General features: G+C 75.8%; 14 protein-coding genes and 1 pseudogene. 11 read left to right on the top strand and 4 right to left on the bottom strand.

Annotated features, from left to right (window positions below; genetic code table 11):
• The first annotated feature begins 2 nt into the window (after positions 1–2).
• Complete coding sequence (locus AC0OLQ_RS29850; RefSeq protein WP_484528996.1) at positions 3–1016, top strand: cobalamin biosynthesis protein; 1014 nt, start codon at positions 3–5, stop codon at positions 1014–1016.
• Complete coding sequence (locus AC0OLQ_RS29845; RefSeq protein ID WP_484528995.1) at positions 1013–2563, top strand: cobyric acid synthase; 1551 nt, start codon at positions 1013–1015, stop codon at positions 2561–2563. Before AC0OLQ_RS29850 ends, AC0OLQ_RS29845 begins: the two co-directional genes overlap by 4 nt.
• A gap of 175 nt (positions 2564–2738) precedes the next feature.
• Here AC0OLQ_RS29845 and AC0OLQ_RS29840 read toward each other — a convergent pair whose 3' ends face one another.
• Positions 2739–3140 (bottom strand): rhodanese-like domain-containing protein, encoded by a 402-nt coding sequence (locus AC0OLQ_RS29840; RefSeq protein WP_484532464.1) that lies wholly within the window; start codon positions 3138–3140, stop codon positions 2739–2741.
• A 115-nt stretch (positions 3141–3255) separates the two neighbouring features.
• Between AC0OLQ_RS29840 and AC0OLQ_RS29835 the strand changes: the two are divergent.
• The 4 genes and pseudogenes from AC0OLQ_RS29835 to AC0OLQ_RS29820 form a co-directional block, all read left to right on the top strand.
• A pseudogene (locus tag AC0OLQ_RS29835) lies at positions 3256–3957 on the top strand (uridine kinase family protein); the annotation flags it as partial.
• Positions 3947–5299, top strand: a complete 1353-nt coding sequence (locus AC0OLQ_RS29830) for a M20/M25/M40 family metallo-hydrolase (protein WP_484532463.1) — start codon at positions 3947–3949, stop codon at positions 5297–5299. The pseudogene AC0OLQ_RS29835 and the gene AC0OLQ_RS29830, both read left to right, overlap by 11 nt.
• Before the next feature lie 78 nt (positions 5300–5377).
• Positions 5378–5584, top strand: a complete 207-nt coding sequence (locus tag AC0OLQ_RS29825; RefSeq protein ID WP_091269681.1) for a hypothetical protein — start codon at positions 5378–5380, stop codon at positions 5582–5584.
• Positions 5585–5695: 111 nt separating this feature from the next.
• Positions 5696–7279: an ATP-dependent DNA ligase gene (locus tag AC0OLQ_RS29820; protein WP_484528994.1), complete on the top strand. Its 1584-nt coding sequence runs from the start codon at positions 5696–5698 to the stop codon at positions 7277–7279.
• A gap of 40 nt (positions 7280–7319) precedes the next feature.
• Here the strand turns inward: AC0OLQ_RS29820 and AC0OLQ_RS29815 are convergent, their stop codons facing one another.
• Positions 7320–8012 carry a hypothetical protein gene (locus AC0OLQ_RS29815; RefSeq protein ID WP_484528993.1) on the bottom strand — a complete coding sequence of 231 codons (693 nt, stop codon included), beginning with the start codon at positions 8010–8012 and terminating at the stop codon, positions 7320–7322.
• A gap of 87 nt (positions 8013–8099) precedes the next feature.
• Positions 8100–8915, bottom strand: coding sequence for an SURF1 family cytochrome oxidase biogenesis protein (locus AC0OLQ_RS29810; RefSeq protein WP_484528992.1), 816 nt, complete (start codon positions 8913–8915; stop codon positions 8100–8102).
• 136 nt (positions 8916–9051) lie between these two features.
• On the opposite strand from AC0OLQ_RS29810, the gene AC0OLQ_RS29805 reads away from it, so the two are divergent.
• Positions 9052–10419, top strand: coding sequence for a cobyrinic acid a,c-diamide synthase CobB (locus AC0OLQ_RS29805; protein WP_484532462.1), 1368 nt, complete (start codon positions 9052–9054; stop codon positions 10417–10419).
• Positions 10416–10985: a GNAT family N-acetyltransferase gene (locus tag AC0OLQ_RS29800; protein ID WP_357343952.1), complete on the top strand. Its 570-nt coding sequence runs from the start codon at positions 10416–10418 to the stop codon at positions 10983–10985. Before AC0OLQ_RS29805 ends, AC0OLQ_RS29800 begins: the two co-directional genes overlap by 4 nt.
• 109 nt (positions 10986–11094) lie before the next feature.
• On the opposite strand, the gene AC0OLQ_RS29795 is transcribed toward AC0OLQ_RS29800, so the two are convergent.
• Entirely contained in the window at positions 11095–13230 is a 2136-nt protein-coding gene (locus AC0OLQ_RS29795; RefSeq protein ID WP_484528991.1) for a transglycosylase domain-containing protein, read from the bottom strand.
• 133 nt (positions 13231–13363) lie between these two features.
• On the opposite strand from AC0OLQ_RS29795, the gene cobC reads away from it, so the two are divergent.
• Genes cobC through cobA form a run of 3 tightly spaced genes read left to right on the top strand, consistent with a single transcriptional unit; the run spans position 13364 to position 16802 of the window.
• The gene (gene cobC / locus AC0OLQ_RS29790) at positions 13364–14446 is read left to right on the top strand and encodes an Rv2231c family histidinol phosphate aminotransferase CobC (RefSeq protein WP_484528990.1); all 1083 of its coding nucleotides are present in this window, start codon (positions 13364–13366) and stop codon (positions 14444–14446) included.
• On the top strand, positions 14446–15516 hold the full coding sequence (gene cobT / locus AC0OLQ_RS29785; protein WP_484532461.1) for a nicotinate-nucleotide--dimethylbenzimidazole phosphoribosyltransferase: 1071 nt from the start codon (positions 14446–14448) through the stop codon (positions 15514–15516). The genes cobC and cobT overlap by 1 nt, the downstream gene beginning before the upstream one ends.
• Positions 15513–16802 (top strand): uroporphyrinogen-III C-methyltransferase, encoded by a 1290-nt coding sequence (gene cobA, locus AC0OLQ_RS29780; RefSeq protein ID WP_484528989.1) that lies wholly within the window; start codon positions 15513–15515, stop codon positions 16800–16802. The genes cobT and cobA overlap by 4 nt, the downstream gene beginning before the upstream one ends.
• Positions 16803–16827: the final 25 nt, after the last annotated feature.

Genomic DNA, 16827 nt, shown 5'->3' with positions numbered 1-16827 from the left:
GGGTGCGGCAGGCGACCGCCATGGCGAAGGCGGCGGGACTGGTGGCGGGCTACGCGCTGGACTCGCTGCTCGGCGATCCCCGACGGTGGCATCCGGTGGCCGGCTTCGGCCGGGCGGCCGGCGCCCTGGAGCGGCGGGTCTACCGACCCGAACGGTCGGCCGGCACGGCGTTCACCGCGCTCGCGGTCGGCGCGCCGGTGCTGCTCGGGGTGGCCGCCGGCCTCGCCACGCGGCGTCACCCGGTGGCCCGGGCCGCGCTGGTGGCCGCCGGCACCTGGACGGTGCTGGGCGGGCGCACCCTGCGGCACGAGTCGCGGCTGATGGCCCGGGCGTTGCAGGCGGGCGACCTGCCCGCCGCCCGGGGGCGGCTCAACCACCTCTGCGGGCGGGACCCGTCCGCCCTCGACGAGCCGGAACTGGCCCGGGCCACCGTCGAGTCGGTCGCCGAGAACACCTCCGACGCGGTGGTCGCCCCGCTGGTCTGGGGTGCCGTCGCCGGGCTGCCCGGCCTGCTCGGCTACCGGGCGGCGAACACGCTCGACGCCATGGTGGGTCACCGCTCACCCCGCTACGCCCGCTTCGGCACCCCGGCCGCCCGCCTGGACGACCTGCTCAACCTGGTCCCCGCCCGGCTGACCGGGCTGCTCACCGTGGCCGTGGCGCCGGCCGCGCACGGGGACCGCGCGACCGCCTGGCGGGTCTGGCGACGGGACCGCAACGACCACCCGAGCCCGAACGCGGGACAGTGCGAGGCCGCGATGGCCGGCGCGCTCGGCGTCCGGCTGGGCGGGCGCAACGTCTACTTCGGACGCGAGGAGACCCGGCCCTTCCTCGGGGACGGGCCGCGGCCCGAGGCGCGGCACCTGAAGCGGGCCGCCCGGATCTCGGGCGCGGTCGGGCTGGCCGCGCTCGGCCTCGCGGCGGCGTACCCGGTGACGGTCGGTCGCCTGGTCGGCGCGACCGGCCGCGCCGCGCTGCGCGCCCTCGGCGGGGCGCGTCCGGGGAGCGGGCGGTGAGCGGCGGGCTGCTGGTCGCGGGGACCACCTCCGACGCCGGCAAGAGCGTGCTCACCGCCGGCATCTGCCGCTGGCTGCGCCGCCGCGGCGTCCGGGTCGCCCCGTACAAGGCGCAGAACATGTCCAACAACTCGGCCGTGGTGGTCGGGCCGGAGGGGCGCGGCGGCGAGATCGGCCGCGCCCAGGCCATGCAGGCCGCCGCCTGCGGGCTCGCCCCGGACCTGCGCTTCAACCCGGTCCTGCTCAAGCCGGGCAGCGACCACGCCAGCCAGGTGGTGCTGCTCGGCGAGGCGGTCGACACGGTCACCGCCGGCAACTACCGCGAACTGCGTCCCCGGCTCGCCGAGACGGCGTACGCGGCGCTGGCCGAGCTGCGGGCCGAGTACGACGTGGTGATCTGCGAGGGCGCGGGCAGCCCGGCCGAGATCAACCTGCGGGCCGGCGACTACGTGAACATGGGGCTGGCCCGGCACGCCGGCCTGCCCGCCATCGTGGTCGGCGACATCGACCGGGGCGGGGTGTTCGCCTCGATGTTCGGCACGGTCGCGCTGCTCGACCCGGCCGACCAGGCCCTGGTCGCCGGTTTCGTGATCAACAAGTTCCGGGGCGACCTGGGGCTGCTCCGGCCGGGGCTGGACATGCTGCACCGGGTCACCGGCCGCCCCACCCTCGGCGTGCTGCCCTGGGCGCTCGACCTCTGGCTGGACGCGGAGGACTCGCTCGCGTACGGGCGGGTGCTCGGCCGGCCGGCGGCGCCCCGGGGCACCGAGTGGCTCGACGTGGCGGTGGTCCGGCTGCCCCGGATCAGCAACGCCACCGACGTCGAGGCGCTGGCCACCGAGCCCGGCGTCCGGGTGCGACTGACCATCGAGCCCGCCGAGCTGGCCGCCGCCGACCTGGTGGTGCTCCCCGGCTCCAAGTCGACGGTGGCCGACCTGGCCTGGCTGCGGGAGACCGGCCTGGCCGATGCCGTCCTGGCGCACGCCGCCGCCGGCAAGCCGCTGCTCGGCATCTGCGGCGGGTTCCAGATGCTCTCCCGGGCCATCCACGACCCCGTGGAGAGCCGCCAGGGCAGCGTGCCCGGCCTGGGGCTGCTCCCCGTCGAGATCACCTTCGACCCCCGCAAGACGGTCCGGCGCGCCGCCGGCACGGCCGCCGGGGACGTGCCGGTCCACGGCTACGAGATTCACCACGGCCAGGTCTCGGCCGCCGACCCGGGTCTGCCGCCGCTGCTCCGCTACGCGGACGGCACCGGGGAGGGGGCCCGGTTGGGCGCGTTGCACGCCACCCACTGGCACGGGGCCTTCGAGTCCGACGCCTTCCGCCGCCGCTTCCTCACCGAGGTCGCCGCACAGGCCGGGCGGACCGGGTTCAAGGTCGCCCCGGACACCGCGTTCGCCGCCGCCCGGGAACGCACCCTGGACCTGCTCGGCGACCTGGTCGAGGAGCACCTCGACACCGACGCGCTGTGGCGGCTGATCGAGTCCGGCCCGACCGCGGGCCTGCCGTTCATCCCGCCCGGCGCGCCGACCGCGCCGAGCGTCTGAGCGGCTGATCGAGTCCGGCCCGACCGCGGGCCTGCCGTTCATCCCGCCCGGCGCGCCGACCGCACCTAAAGTCTGAGCCGCGCGGGCGCGCCGGCCGCCTGAGCCGGCCGCGGGCGCCGACGAGCGCGCCAAGACGATCGCCGCCGGGTTGCACCTGAGCCGGCCGGGTGAGCCGTCAGTAGCGGACGTCGGCGGGGCGGTCGGACATCGGCAGCCCTGCCTCCCGCCAGCCCTGCACGCCGCCGATCATGTCGGTGGCCCGGCGCAGGCCGAGCGCCTGGAGGCTGGCCGCGGCGAGGCTGGAGCTGTAGCCCTCGCGGCACACCAGGACGATCTCGCGGTCGTAGCTGGTCGACTCGGGGATGCGCCAGGCGCTGGCCGGGTCCAGCCGCCACTCCAGGACGGTCCGGTCGATGACGATCGCGCCGGGCAGTTCGCCCTGCTCGCGGCGCTGCGCCTCGGTGCGCGTGTCGACCAGCAGGGCCCCGGTGCGGACGGCCTCGACGGTGTCGTGCGGGGTCAGCCGGCGGAGGCCAGCCCGGGCCTGTTCGAGCAGGGCTTCGACGCCCGGGCTCATCACGTCATGGAGCACCCCCCGATGATGCCCACGGCGAAGCCGGCCCGCCCGGCGAACGGCCTGCTGGCCCGCAGGATCCAGCGGACGGGGGACCGCTAGCGTCGGTCGGGTGACGGTGGCGGTGGCGGTGTTCGAGGCGTACGCCGGGTTGGCCCGGCGGGTGCTGGCCGGGCCGGCGCGGTTGGGGCGTACCCGGCTGGTGGCGGTCGACGGGCCGAGCGGCGCGGGCAAGAGCGTCTTTGCGACGCGCCTCGCGGAGGCCGTCGCGGCGCTGCCCGGTGGCGCCCGGCCGCCGGTGGTCCGCACCGACGACCTGCTCGACGGCTGGGACGACCAGCTCACCTTCTGGTCCCGGCTGGAGGAGTGGGTGCTCGGGCCGGTGCGCGCGGGCCGGCCCGGGGCCTACCGCCGCTACAGCTGGGTGCGCCGGAGCTTCCTGGACCGGGCGGTGCCGGTGCCGGCCGGGCCGGTGCTGATCGTGGAGGGGGTGAGCGCCGCGCGGGCGGCGATCCGGCCGGAGCTGACCCTGTCGGTCCTCGTCACCGCGCCGGCCGGGTTGCGGCTGTCCCGGGCGCTCGCGCGGGACGGCGCGGAGATCCTGCCCGAGCTGCGCCGCTGGCACGCCGGGGAGCGGGCGCACTTCGCCGCCGACGGCACCGAGGCCGCGGCGGACCTGGTGGTCGACGGCGCCCCCGACCTGCCGCACGACGCCGACCGCTACTACGTCCGCCGGCTCTGACGCGGCGGGCTCGGACGGCGGGGCCAGGTAAGGGCGGCATACCATTCCGGTCATGACCACACCGATCATGTCCGAGTCCGAGGTGCGGGCCGCCATCGAGCGGGAACTGCCCGGCGTCCGCGCCGACCTCGAGCGACTCGTCCGCATTCCCGGCATCGCCTTCGCGGGCTTCGACCACTCGCACGTGGAGCGTTCCGCCGAGGCGGTGGCGGAGCTGCTGCGCGGCTGCGGCCTCGACACGAAGATCGTGCGCTCCGGCGGCCAGCCGGCGGTGATCGGGACGAAGCCGGCCCCGCCCGGCGCGCCCACCGTGCTCCTGTACGCCCACCACGACGTCCAGCCCGTCGGCGACCTCTCGCTCTGGGAGTCCGACCCGTTCGAGCCGGTGGAGCGGGACGGCCGCCTCTACGGCCGCGGCGCGGCCGACGACAAGGCCGGCATCATGGCCCACGTCGCCGCGCTGCGCGCGTTCGGCGACCAGCTTCCGGTCGGCGTGGTCCTCTTCATCGAGGGCGAGGAGGAGTACGGCTCGGACTCGCTGGAGCGGCTGCTCGCCGAGCACCGCGACGAGCTGGCCTCGGACGTCATCGTGATCGCCGACTCCGGCAACTGGGACATCGGGGTGCCCGCGCTGACCACCTCGCTGCGCGGCATCGTCAACTGCTTCGTCGAGGTGCGCACCCTCGACCACGCCGTCCACAGCGGCATGTTCGGCGGTGCCGTGCCGGACGCGCTCACCGCCCTGGTGAAGCTGCTCGGCACGCTGCACGACGACGCCGGAAACGTGGCCGTCGAGGGCCTGGTGGGCCGGGAGGGCGCCACCGTCGACTACCCGGAGGACCGGTTCCGCGCGGAGGCCGGCCTGATCGAGGGCGCGCAACTCTTCGGCAGCGGCCGGATCACCGACCGGCTCTGGACCAAGCCCGCCCTGGCCATCCTCGGTGTCGACGCCCCGGCCACCGGGGAGGCGCCGAACGCGCTGGTCCCGGCCGCCAAGGCGAAGCTGAGCGTCCGGCTGGCGCCGGGCGACGACCCGAAGCAGGCGTACGCGGCGCTGACCGCACACCTGGAGAAGCACGCGCCGTGGGGCGCGCGGGTGACGGTGACCTTCGAGCACGACGGCGCGCCCTGCGTCATCGACGCCACCGGGCCGATGTTCGAGGCGGCGCGGGCGGCGTTCCGGGGCGCCTGGGACGGCACCGACCCGGTCGACATCGGCGTGGGCGGCTCGATCCCGTTCATCGCCACCTTCCAGGAGATGTTCCCCGCGGCGGCGATCCTGGTGACCGGCGTGGAGGACCCGCACGCCCGGGCGCACGGGCCCAACGAGAGCCTGCACCTGGGCGAGTTCGCGCGGGTCTGCGTGGCCGAGGCGCTGCTGCTGGCGAAGGTCGCCGAGGCGGGCGCGAACCGCCCTTGAGGTGTCGAAACCGTAACTTCGGGGCCGATGTCGGAGTTTGCGGTGTGTCGGGCGACGGGGTGTTATAGCCTCTCGAACATGCGTACGAACGACGAGATGTCGCGGCTCCAGGCCGCCGTCAGTGCTCTGGGGGACGTCGACGTCTCCGCGTGGCCCGAGGACGCGCTCAAGGAACAGCTCGGCGAGCTCTCCGCCGTGCTGGTCACGCTCGACACGCTGCTCACCCGGGTCGCCGACGAGGTGCGCGCCCGCGGCCTGCGGATCGAGGAGCCGGTCTCGGCCTGAGCCAGCCCGCCGATACGGGATCTTGGAGAGTTGACGTTCCTGGGGGACGCCAACTCTCCAAGATCGCTCCGGAAACGCCCCGGTGTCGGGGGTGGCTGGCAGGATGAGGGCGTGCGGTTCCTTGAGCTGGCGGCCACGTCGGCGGCGGTGGGCGCCACCAGCGGCCGGCGGGCCAAGGTGGAGCTGCTGGCCGCCGCGCTGCGCTCGCTCGACCCCGACGAGATTCCGGCGGGCGCCGGCTACCTCGCCGGCGAGCTGCGGCAACGGCAGACCGGGGTGGGCTGGGCGAGCCTGCGTGACCTGCCGCCGCCGGCCGCCGAACCGAGCCTGACCGTGGGCGGCGTCGACGCCGCGATCGAGGAGATCGCGGCGGTCGGCGGCGCCGGTTCGCAGGCCCGGCGGCGGGAGCTGGTCGGCCGGCTCTTCGCCACGGCCACCGCCGACGAGCAGCGGCTGCTGGTCGGCCTGTTCCGCGGCGAGCTGCGGCAGGGCGCCCAGGCCGGCCTGCTCACCGAGGCGGTGGCCCGGGCCGCCGACGTGCCCGTCGCGGCCGTCCGGCGGGCCCTGCTGCTCGCCGGCGACCTGCGGGCGGTGGCGGTCGCGGCGCTCACCGGCGGGGCAGCCGCGCTGGCCGGGTTCGGGCTCCAGGTGGGCCGCCCGCTCGCCCCCATGCTGGCGCAGAGCGCGCCCTCGGTCGACGAGGCGCTCACCGCCACCGGCACCCCTGCGGTGGTGGACGTCAAGCTCGACGGCATCCGCATCCAGGTGCACCGGTCCGGCCAGGACATCGCGGTCTTCACCCGCAGCCTCGACGAGATCACCGGCCGGCTGCCCGAGGTGGTGGCCGCCGTCCGCGCGCTGCCCGCCCGCGAGCTGGTGCTCGACGGCGAGGCGATCGGGCTGGACGCCGAGGGGCGCCCGCTGCCCTTCCAGGAGACCTCCAGCCGGGCCGCCCGGCGCACCACCCCCAGCACCACCGGGCGTACGCCGGTGGCGCCCGCCGTGCTCGCCGCGGCCGAGCGCACCGGCGAGACGGTGCTGACGCCGTACTTCTTCGACCTGCTGCACCTCGACGGCACGGATCTGATCGACCTGCCCGGCCGGGAGCGGTGGGCCGCGCTGGCCGGTGCGGTCGACCCGACGCTGCTGGTCGGCCGGGTGGAGGTGGACGGCCCCGAGCAGGCCGGCGCGGCCTTCGCGGCGGCGGTCGACGCCGGCCAGGAGGGGGTGGTGGTCAAGGACCCGGCCGCACCCTACGACGCCGGCCGGCGCGGCGCGGCCTGGGTCAAGGTCAAGCCCCGGCACACCCTCGACCTCGTGGTGCTGGCGGTCGAGTGGGGCAGCGGCCGGCGGCAGGGCTGGCTCTCCAACCTGCACCTGGGCGCCCGCGATCCGCGCACCGGTGAGTTCGTCATGCTCGGCAAGACGTTCAAGGGGCTCACCGACGAGCTGCTGCGCTGGCAGACCGAGCGCTTCCTCACGCTGGCCGTGGAGAAGGGCGACTGGGTGGTCCGGGTCCGGCCCGAACAGGTGGTCGAGATCGCCTTCGACGGGGTGCAGGCCAGCAGCCGCTACCCGGGCGGGATGGCGCTGCGCTTCGCCCGGGTGGTGCGCTACCGGGACGACAAGACCGCCGCCGAGGCGGACACCATCGACGCGGTCCGGGCCATCCACGCCGGTCGGATCACCGGCTGAGCCGGCCGGAGGCGGCGCGGCACCGCCTCCGGCGCGCGACTCAGCCGATCGAGAGCGATCGGGCGTAGTTGACCTGGTTGTTGATCTGCTGCACCTGGAAGTGGTCGGCCACCGGGATCCGGGCCACGTACTGGTGGTAGCCGTTGGTCACCGTCACCTGCACGGTGCCGTGGTGCCGGGTCTCCTTGATCAGCAGGAAGAGGAGGCTGAACACGGTCAGGCAGAAGAAGCCGAGGACCGCGGCGACGATCGCCCAGGTGGCCACCTTCTCCTCCTTCTGCCAGTGGTCCATCACGTGCCAGGAGGAGCCGGCGAGCGGCAGGACACCGGCCGGGGTACGGATCACCGGCGGCGTCACCATGATCTCGCCGATCTGGACGGCCACCACGGACTGCGCCGGCAGCAGCGGCCCCGGCGGCGCGGAGAACTGCGCCGGGGGCGCGGAGAACTGCGCGGTCGCGGGCAGGGCGGGGAACTGCGCGGGCGCGGCCGGGAACTGGGCGGTGGCCGGCGGGGCGGGCAACGGCGGGGTCACCGGCGGCGCCGGGATCGCGGGCGGCGCCGGGAACTGCGCGGTGGGCGCGGCCGTGACCGGGGGACCCGCCGGTGGCGCGGCCAGCACCGGGAACCGCTCGGTGGGCGGCGCGACGGCCGGCGGCATGGCGGCCCACGGGTCGTACTCCGCCTGGGTTGGCGGCTCGGCGGGCAGTGGCGTCGTGGGATCAGGGGTCACCGCGACCCCCCGCGGTTGACGATCATGCGCGGACCCTACCGCGTCCCCACCGCCCGGTGTGCCCGCCGAATGTCCGGTTCGGCGAGGTCAGGCGGAGGCCGGCTCGGCGGCCCGGTCCACCGGCTTGCCCGGCCCGTCCAGCCCGGCCAGCCGCCGTGCTTCCCGGCGGGCGACCCAGCCGTAGCCGACCAGGCTCATCGCGGCGAAGAGCCACCACTGCACCACGTAGCCGAAGTTCTGCCAGTTGTTGGTGTGCCCGATGGGCACCGCCTGGAAGGCCGGGTCGGCGGCCGGCGTCTGCTGGTCGAGCAGCACGTAGCCGCCGGACACCGGGTAGGGCAGCTGCTTCGCCAGGCGGGGGATGCTGATCCGCCGGGTCTCCAGCTTGCCGTCGCGCCGGTCGACCGCGCCGCCGCCGCTCTCGCTGGACACCAGCCGGCCGGAGACGGTCACCTCGCCGGTCGGCGCGGCCGGCACCGGCGGCTGGGCGGTGGCGTTGCCGCCGGGGACGGGCGGGATCCAGCCCCGGTCGACCAGCACCGCGCTGCCGTCGGCGAGGACCAGCGGGGTGAGCACCTCGAAGCCGACCGTGTTGTCGGCGGTCCGCCCGCGGACCAGGACGATGTTCGCGCTGTCGTACCGGCCGGTGGCGGTGACCCTGGTCCAGGTGAGCCGGTCGGCCGGGGCGGGCCCGGTGGTGCCGGGACCACCGGTCGGGGCGGGCAGGGCGTCGCGCAGCGGCGCGGGCGTCATGGTGGCGCCGGCGTCGATCCGCTCGTTGATCGCCGTCCGGCCCCGGTAGCGGTCGAGCTGCCAGTTGCCGAGGAACACCATCACCGCGGCGGCGACCAGGGTCAACGCGAGATAGCCGAGCCAGCGCGGGGTCAGCAGGAACCGGTACACGTTGGCCAAGGCTACCCGTATGAGCGGTGCCACTGGCCCGCGCCGGGCCCGAACGCGCGGTCGCCGGCCGCCGCACGTCGGTACGGGCGGGTATGGTCACGCGGGCGGAAACCACCCCCCGGACCAGGAGTCGATGATGACCGTCGTGCCGCGCGCCGTGCTGAGCGCGCCCTCCTCGGGGCACGGCACCGGTGCCCTCTCGCTCGGCCTGCTGGCGGCCCTCGCCGACCAGGGGCTGGACGTGGCCGGTTTCAAGATCGGGCCGGACCAGGTGGACGCGGCGTACCTGGGGCTGGCCGCCGGGCGGCCCGGGCGCAACCTGGACCCGCGGCTGGTCGGCCCGGAGCGGGTCGCCCCGCTCTTCGCGCACGGCGCGGCCGGGGCCGGGTTCGCGCTGGTCCAGGGCACCATGGGGCTCTACGACTCGATCGCGGGCCGGCCCGAGACCGAGTCCACCGCGGCCGTGGCGACCGCGCTGCGCAGCCCGGTGGTGCTGGTGGTGGACGTGGCCGCGATGGGCCAGTCGGTGGCCGCCCTGGTGCACGGCTTCCGGGCGTACGACGAGCAGCTCTGGCTGGGCGGCGTGATCCTCAACCGGGTGGCCTCGCCCCGCCACGAGGCGATGCTGCGCGAGGCGCTCGACGACGTGGGGGTGCCGGTCTACGGCGCGCTGCGCCGGCACGAGCTGCCGCCGGTGCTGCCCGCCCGCCGGCACGGGATGGTGCCGGTGGTCCAACGCGACGCCGAGGCGCAGCGGGCGGTCCGCCGGCTCGGCGAGGCGGTTGCCGCCACGGTCGACCTCGACCGGCTGCTGGGGCTGGCCCGGTCCGCCCCGGAGCTGACCGGCACGCCGTGGTCGCCGGAGGCGGCGGCGGGCGCGCCCGCCGGGGAGCGGCCGGTGGTCGCGCTGGCCGGCGGCCCGGGCGGCAGCTACAGCCACCCGGAGACCGCCGAGCTGCTGCGCGCCGCCGGCGCCGAGGTGGTCACCGTCGACCCGCTGCGCGACGAGGCGCTTCCCGCCGGGACCCGCGCGCTGGTCGTCGGCGGCGGGCTCCCGGAGGCGTACGCGGAGCAGCTCTCCACCAACCGCCGGCTCTGCATCGCGGTGGCCGAGTTGGCCCGCACCGGCCGCCCGGTGATCGCCGAGGGGGCCGGCCTGCTCTGGCTGGCCCGCGAGCTGGACGGCCTGCCGATGTGCGGGGTGCTCGACGCGGTCGGGGCCAGCCGGGACGGCCTCGTGGTCGGCTACCGGGAGGCGACCGCGGCCGGCGACAGCGTGGTGGCCCGGGCCGGCGGCACGGTGGTGGGGCACAAGCAGCACGCCGCGGTGCTCACCCCGCGGGCCGGCGAGCGGGCGGCCTGGCACTGGGAGGGCGGCGCCCCGGAGGGCTTCGTCTGGCGGGGCGTGCACGCCTCGCAGCTCGTGCCGCACTGGGCCGCGTACCCGGAGATCGCGGCCCGGCTGGTCGCGGCGGCCCTGGCTCCCGCGGAGGCCCCGGCGTGATCGGGCAGGTGGCGGTGCGCCGCTTCCCGGCGCTGACCGTCTCCACCCCGCGCACCGAGGTACGCCGGCTGGTCGCGGCGGACGCCGAGGCGGTCGACGAGGTGTTCGCGGACCGGCAGACCCAGCGCTGGCTGCCGCTGGTCGACGCGGCGGGGCAGATCGACGGGCGGGCCTGGTGCACCGAGCTGGCCCGGCAGCGCCGCGACAGCGGCGACGGTGACCACTGGGCGGTGGTCCGCCGCGAGGACCGGCGGGTGGTCGGCTGCCTCTGGACCCGCCGCACCGACTGGGGCGCCCGGCTGACCGAGGTGTCCTACGCGATCGCCCCGCACGCCCGCGGCTTCGGCCTGGCCGCCGAGGCGGTCGACGCGGTCGCCATCGCGCTGATCCTGGAGCACGGCTTCCAGCGCGTCGAGCTGCGCGTCGCCCCCGGCAACGTCGCCTCCCGCCGGGTGGCTGAGAAGGCCGGCTTCGGCTACGAGGGCCTCCTCCGCAACGCCGGCTTCGTCCGCGGTGCCCGAGTGGACCTGGAACTCTGGTCCTTCGTCTCCGCCGACCTCCGCTGACCCCCAACGAAAGTTGATCAAGAGGTTTACGTGCGGAATCGCCTGATTCCTGACGCAAACCTCTTGATCAACTAGCCCGGGCGCACCCCCGGACGGTTCGGGGCCGGGGTCAGCCGACGATCTGGTCGGACGGTGGGGTGAACTGGCGGGTGGGCTTGCCCTTGAGCGCGTCGCGCAGGGTCATGGCCACCGCGTCGACGGGCACCTGGGACAACCCGTCACCCACCGCGTTGAACGGGTTGTCCGGGTCGGCGATGAAGCTCGCCGCGGCCAGCTCCGGGGTGTAGCCGGCGAACCAGGCGGACCGGGTGCTGTCGGTGGTACCCGTCTTGCCGGCGACCGGGCGGCCGACCGTGCCCCGCACGCTGTCCGCGGTCGACCAGCCGCCGCAGCCCCCCTTGGCCGGAGTGTCGCCGGTCGGGCAGCGGGCCGCGTCGGTGGCCGCCCGGGCTGCGTCGGCGCTCACGACCTGTCGGCACCGGGGCTTGGCGACCTCCCGCTGCACCCCGCCCGGCGTGCGGTACGTGGCCGGCGTGCCGTCCCGGTTCATGATCGAGTTGACCGGGATGGCCTCGCAGTACCGGCCGTCGGCCGCGACCGCGGCGTACGCGTTCGCCACCTCCAGTGGGGTGGCGTCGGAGACGCCCAGGGTGAACGCACCCCACTTGTTCGCCTTGTCCGGCGCGGCGTGCTCGCGGTCCACGTCGGTACGCCAGCGCAGCCCGAGCTGCTCGGCCAGCCGCACCCCCTTCTCCGCGCCGACCCTCTCCTCCAGCTGCACGAAGAAGGTGTTCACCGACTTGCCGAAGCCGGACCACATGGTCTGCACGCCGGTCATCGCGCCGCTGGCGTTGACCGGGGCCCACCCGTCGTAGACGGACGACTGATACTTGAAGGGCGAGTTGATGGTGTCGGAGAGCTTCGTCCCGGAGTTGAGCGCGGCGAGCATCGTGAACATCTTGAACGTCGATCCGGCCTGGTAGCCCGGAAGCGTGCCCCCGCCGAGCAGCGGCGCGACCGTGTTCGGATAGTTCGCCTTGACCGTCGGTCCGGCCTCCGGGTTGGAGCTGTTCGGGTTCTCGCTCAGGTCGAGCGAGTAGGTCCGGTTCACCGCCATGGCCTTGATCCGCCCGGTGCCCGGCTCGGCGACCACGATGCCATTGGCGAACGCGCTGCCCGTGCCGTCCTTGGCACCCACGTTCTTCTCCGCCGCCTCCTGGATCTTCGGGTCGAGGGCGAGCACGATCCGGTAGCCGCCCCGGCGCAGCTTGTCCATCCGCTCCAGCCGGTTCTCCCCGAACGCGGGCTGCGAGCTCCACCAGTTCTTCAGGTAGTCGCAGTAGAAGCCCCATGTCGCCCGGTACTTCTCGAGGAGCGCGGCGCAGTCATTCGGCGGGTTGGTGAGCCGCAGCTTGATCGGCTCCGCCTTGGCCGCCGCCGCGGCGTCCGGCGAGAGGTAGCCCAGACGGGTCATGTTGTCGAGCACGTAGTTGCGCCGGGCGGTGGCGTCCTTCTGGTCGGAGGTGATCGGGTCGTACTCCGAGGGGGACTTGACCAGGCCGGCCAGGGTGGCCGCCTCGACCGGGCTGAGGGTGGCCGGGGTCTTGGAGAAGAAGATCTGCGAGGCCGCGTAGATCCCGTACGCCCGGTGGCCGAAGTAGGCCGAGTTGAGGTAGCGCTCGAGGATCTGCTCCTTGCTGACGTGCTTCTCGATGTCCAGCGCCATGCGCATCTCCTTGACCTTGCGCAGGCTGGTCTGCTGGGTGGCCTCCTGGACCTCCTTCGGCGTCTTCGCGCTGTCCCGCAGGGCCATCCGGACGTACTGCATGGTGATCGTCGAGGCGCCCTGGGAGACGCCGCCGGACCGGGCGTTGGACACGAAGGCGCGGGCCACGCCCTTCGGGTCGACGCCGTGGTGCTGGTAGAAGCGGTTGTCCTCGGCGGCGACGATCGCCTGCTGGATGTTCGGCGACATCTCCTCGATCTTGGTGTACTGCCGGTACTCCTCGTAGAACATCGTCAGCACGGTCTTGCCGTCCGGCGCGTACAGGTATGAGGTCTCGGCGGGCAGCGCGGTCTTCAGGATGCTCGTCTTCTGCTCCACTGCGTGTGCGGTGGCCTTGGCGCCGAGGCCGGTGACGGCGGCCAGCGGATAGGCCGCGGCGGCGACCACGATGCCGGCGATGAGCCCGGCGCGGAGAAGGGGCACGGCACGACCAGCGGAGGCAAGGGGTCGGTTGCTCACATGGTCAAGCTATGACATTTCCGATTCGGAAATGAGAAGAATTCATAAACGGGCGAGGGGGTCCAGCAGTGGTGACGCGGCCCACGCCGGGATCCGCTGTCCCGCGCGGCGGCTTCCCGGCAGGATCGCGGACATGCGTGCTCAGCTGATCGGGACCGACGCTCCGGCGGGTGAGCCCGACCTCGGCCACCACGGGGACGCCGAGGCCACCCCCGGCCTGGTCGACCTGGCGGTCAACGTCCGCCGCGCCCCGATGCCGGAGTGGCTGGCCGACCCGCTGGTCGCCGCCCTGGGCGCGCTGGCCGCGTACCCCGACCCCGGCCCGGCCCGGGCCGCCGTCGCCGCCCGGCACGGGCGTCCCCCGGAGGAGGTACTCCTCACCGCCGGCGCCGCCGAGGGCTTCGTGCTGATCGCCCGGGCGCTGCGCGACGCCCGGCGACCGGTGGTGGTGCACCCGCAGTTCACCGAGCCGGAGGCCGCCCTGCGGGCCGCCGGCCACTCCGTCGAACGGGTGCTGCTCGACCCCGCCGACGAGTTCCGCCTCGACCCGGCCCGGGTGCCCGCCGACGCCGACCTGGTGCTGCTCGGCAACCCCACCAACCCCACCTCCGTGCTGCACCCCGCCGAGGCGCTCGCCGCGCTGGCCCGCCCCGGCCGGGTGCTGGTGGTCGACGAGGCCTTCGCCGACACCACCGCGACCCCCGGCGTCGACGGCGAGCCCGAGTCCCTCGCCGCCCGGCGCGACCTGCCCGGCCTCGTGGTGGTCCGCAGCCTCACCAAGACCTGGGGGCTGGCCGGGCTCCGGATCGGCTACCTGCTCGGCGACCCGGGTCTGCTCGCCCGGTTCGCCGCCGCCCAGCCGCTCTGGGCGGTGTCCACCCCGGCGCTCGCCGCAGCCACCGCCTGCGCGTCCCCGGCCGCCGTCGCGGCCGAGCGCGCCATCGCCGCCGGGCTCGCCGCCGACCGCGACCACCTGGTGGCCCGCCTGTCTCGCCTGCCCGGGGTACGCGTCGTCGGCCGCCCCGCCAGCGCCTTCGTCCTGGTCCACCTGGCCGGCGCCGCCGCGGTACGGGAGCGGCTGCGCGAGCGCGGCTGGGCGGTCCGCCGCGGCGACACCTTCCCCGGGCTGGGCCCGGACTGGCTCCGGATCGCGGTGCGCGATCCGGCGACGACCGACGCCTTCACCGACGTGCTGGCGGAGATCCTGGAGGCATGATGTTGGAGTCCACCGTCGCGGCGATCCGGCCGCTCGACGAGACCGCCATGGCGGCGGCCCGCGAACTCCAGGGCCGGCTGACCAAGCCCGCCGGCTCCCTCGGCGCCCTGGAGCCGCTCTCCGTACGCCTCGCCGGCCTGGCCGGGACCTGCCCGCCGCCGCTGCCCGAACCGGCCGCGGTGGCGATCTTCGCGGGTGACCACGGCGTGCACGCCCAGGGCGTCACCCCGTGGCCGCAGGAGGTCACCGCCCAGATGATCGCCAACTTCCTGGCCGGCGGCGCGGTGGTCAACGCGTTCGCCCGGCAGGCCGGCGCCTCGGTCACCGTGGTGGACGTCGGCGTGGCCACCCCGCTCCCGGTCGAGCCGTCCGCCGACCCGTCCGCCCCCCGGCTGGTTGCGGCGAACGTGCGGCCCGGCACCCGGGACATGACGGTGACCGCGGCGCTAACCCGCGACGAGGCCCGGGCGGCGGTGGAGACCGGCATCCGGGTCGCCGGGGAACTGGTCGACGCCGGGGCGGGCATCCTGCTCACCGGGGACATGGGCATCGGCAACACCACGCCGGCCGCCGCGCTGATCGCCGCGTTCACCGGGGTCGACCCGGCGGCGGCGACCGGTCGGGGCACCGGGGTGGACGACGAGACGTACGCCCGCAAGGTCGGCGTGGTGCGGGCCGCGCTCGACCGGCACGCGCCCGACCCGGCCGACCCGCTCGGGGTGCTGGCCGCGGTCGGCGGGCTGGAGCACGCCGCGCTGGCCGGGCTGATCCTCGGCGCCGCCGCGCGCCGGGTGCCGGTGCTGCTGGACGGCGTCATCGCGGTCAGCGCCGCGCTGGCGGCCGCCGCGTTCGCGCCGGACGCGGTCGGGGCCATGGTCGCCGGGCACCGCTCGGCCGAGCCGGGCGCCACGGCGGCGCTGCGGCACCTGGGCCTGGACCCGCTGATCGACCTCGGGCTGCGGCTCGGCGAGGGCACCGGCGCGCTGCTCGCGCTCCCCGTCGTCACCGGCGCGGTCCGGGTGCTGCACGAGGTCGCCACCTTCGACTCGGCGGGTGTGGCCGAGAAGTGACCGGAAATCCGTACCCCCTCGGGTTGCGGCTGGCCGGCCGGCGGGTGGTCGTGGTCGGCGGGGGAGCGGTGGCCACCCGGCGGGTGCCCGCGCTGCTCGACGCCGGCGCGGACGTCCTGCTGGTGGCGCCGGAGCTGACCCCGGCGCTGCGGGCGCACGTCGACGCCGGCCGGCTGCGCTGGGAGCCGCGCCGGTTCGCCCCCGACGACCTGGACGGCGCCTGGCTCGTCCAGGTGGCCGTGGACGACCGGCTCGCCGCAGCCGCGGTCAGCGCCGCCGCCGCCGAGCGGCGGATCTTCTGCGTCCGCGCCGACGACCGGGCCGCCGCCACCGCGTGGACGCCGGCGGTGACCCGGCACGGCCCGGTCACCGTGGCCGTGCTCGGTGGCGGCGACCCCCGCCGCGCCATGAGCGTCCGGGACGCGGTGCGGGAACTGCTGGCCGCCCGCACCGGCCTGCCGACCACCGCCGGGTCCGGTCCCGGCCAGCCGGCCGCCGCTGAGCAGGGTGCCGCGCTGGGGTCGGCGTCCGTTGAGCCCGGGGCGGCGGGGGCGCCGTCGGTGGGCCGGGTGGCGCTGGTGGGCGCGGGGCCGGGCGATCCCGAGCTGATCACCCTGAAGGGCTGGCGGCTGCTCACCGAGGCGGACGTCGTGGTCGCCGACCGGCTCGTCCCCGGGCTGCTCCTCGACGAGCTGCGCCCGGACGTCGAGCTGGTGGACGCCTCCAAGATCCCGTACGGGCCGTCGCGGACCCAGGAGGAGATCAACCGGATCCTGGTCGACCGGGCCCGGGCCGGCAAGGTCGTGGTCCGCCTCAAGGGCGGCGACCCGTACGTCTTCGGCCGCGGCGGCGAGGAGTTGCTGGCCTGCGCCGAGGCGGGCGTCCCGGTGACCGTGGTGCCGGGGGTGACCAGCGCGATCTCGGTGCCCGCGGCGGCCGGGGTGCCGGTCACCCACCGGGCCGTGGCGCACGAGTTCACCGTGGTCTCCGGGCACGTGGCGCCCGACTCACCGGCCTCCCTGGTCCGCTGGGAGTCCCTCGCCGGCCTGCGCGGCACCCTGGTGATCCTGATGGGCCTGAAGAACCTGGCGGCGATCAGCGCCACCCTCGTCGCGCACGGCAGGCCCGCCGGGACCCCGACCGCGGTGATCCAGGAGGGCACCACCAGCGGGCAGCGGACCCTCCGCTCGACGCTCGGCACGGTGGCCGCCGACGTGGCGGCCGCCGGCCTCCGCCCACCTGCAATCGTCGTCATCGGCGACGTGGTCGGCACCCTCGACACCTGACCCGAAGCGGCGGACGGCCCGGGAC

It is taken from the genome of Micromonospora sp. Utrum1, assembly GCF_057197805.1.
Note: the sequence above shows the minus strand (reverse complement) of the source record. Positions and strands in the feature narration are given on the sequence as shown.

Excerpts from the sequence above, each read along its gene's own strand:
- AC0OLQ_RS29840 (WP_484532464.1), bottom strand. The coding sequence starts at position 3,140 with ATGAGCCCGGGCGTCGAAGCCCTGCTCGAACAGGCCCGGGCTGGCCTC.
- AC0OLQ_RS29830 (WP_484532463.1), top strand. The coding sequence starts at position 3,947 with ATGTCCGAGTCCGAGGTGCGGGCCGCCATCGAGCGGGAACTGCCCGGC.
- AC0OLQ_RS29825 (WP_091269681.1), top strand. The coding sequence starts at position 5,378 with ATGCGTACGAACGACGAGATGTCGCGGCTCCAGGCCGCCGTCAGTGCT.
- AC0OLQ_RS29805 (WP_484532462.1), top strand. The coding sequence starts at position 9,052 with ATGACCGTCGTGCCGCGCGCCGTGCTGAGCGCGCCCTCCTCGGGGCAC.
- cobC (WP_484528990.1), top strand. The coding sequence starts at position 13,364 with ATGCGTGCTCAGCTGATCGGGACCGACGCTCCGGCGGGTGAGCCCGAC.
- cobT (WP_484532461.1), top strand. The coding sequence starts at position 14,446 with ATGTTGGAGTCCACCGTCGCGGCGATCCGGCCGCTCGACGAGACCGCC.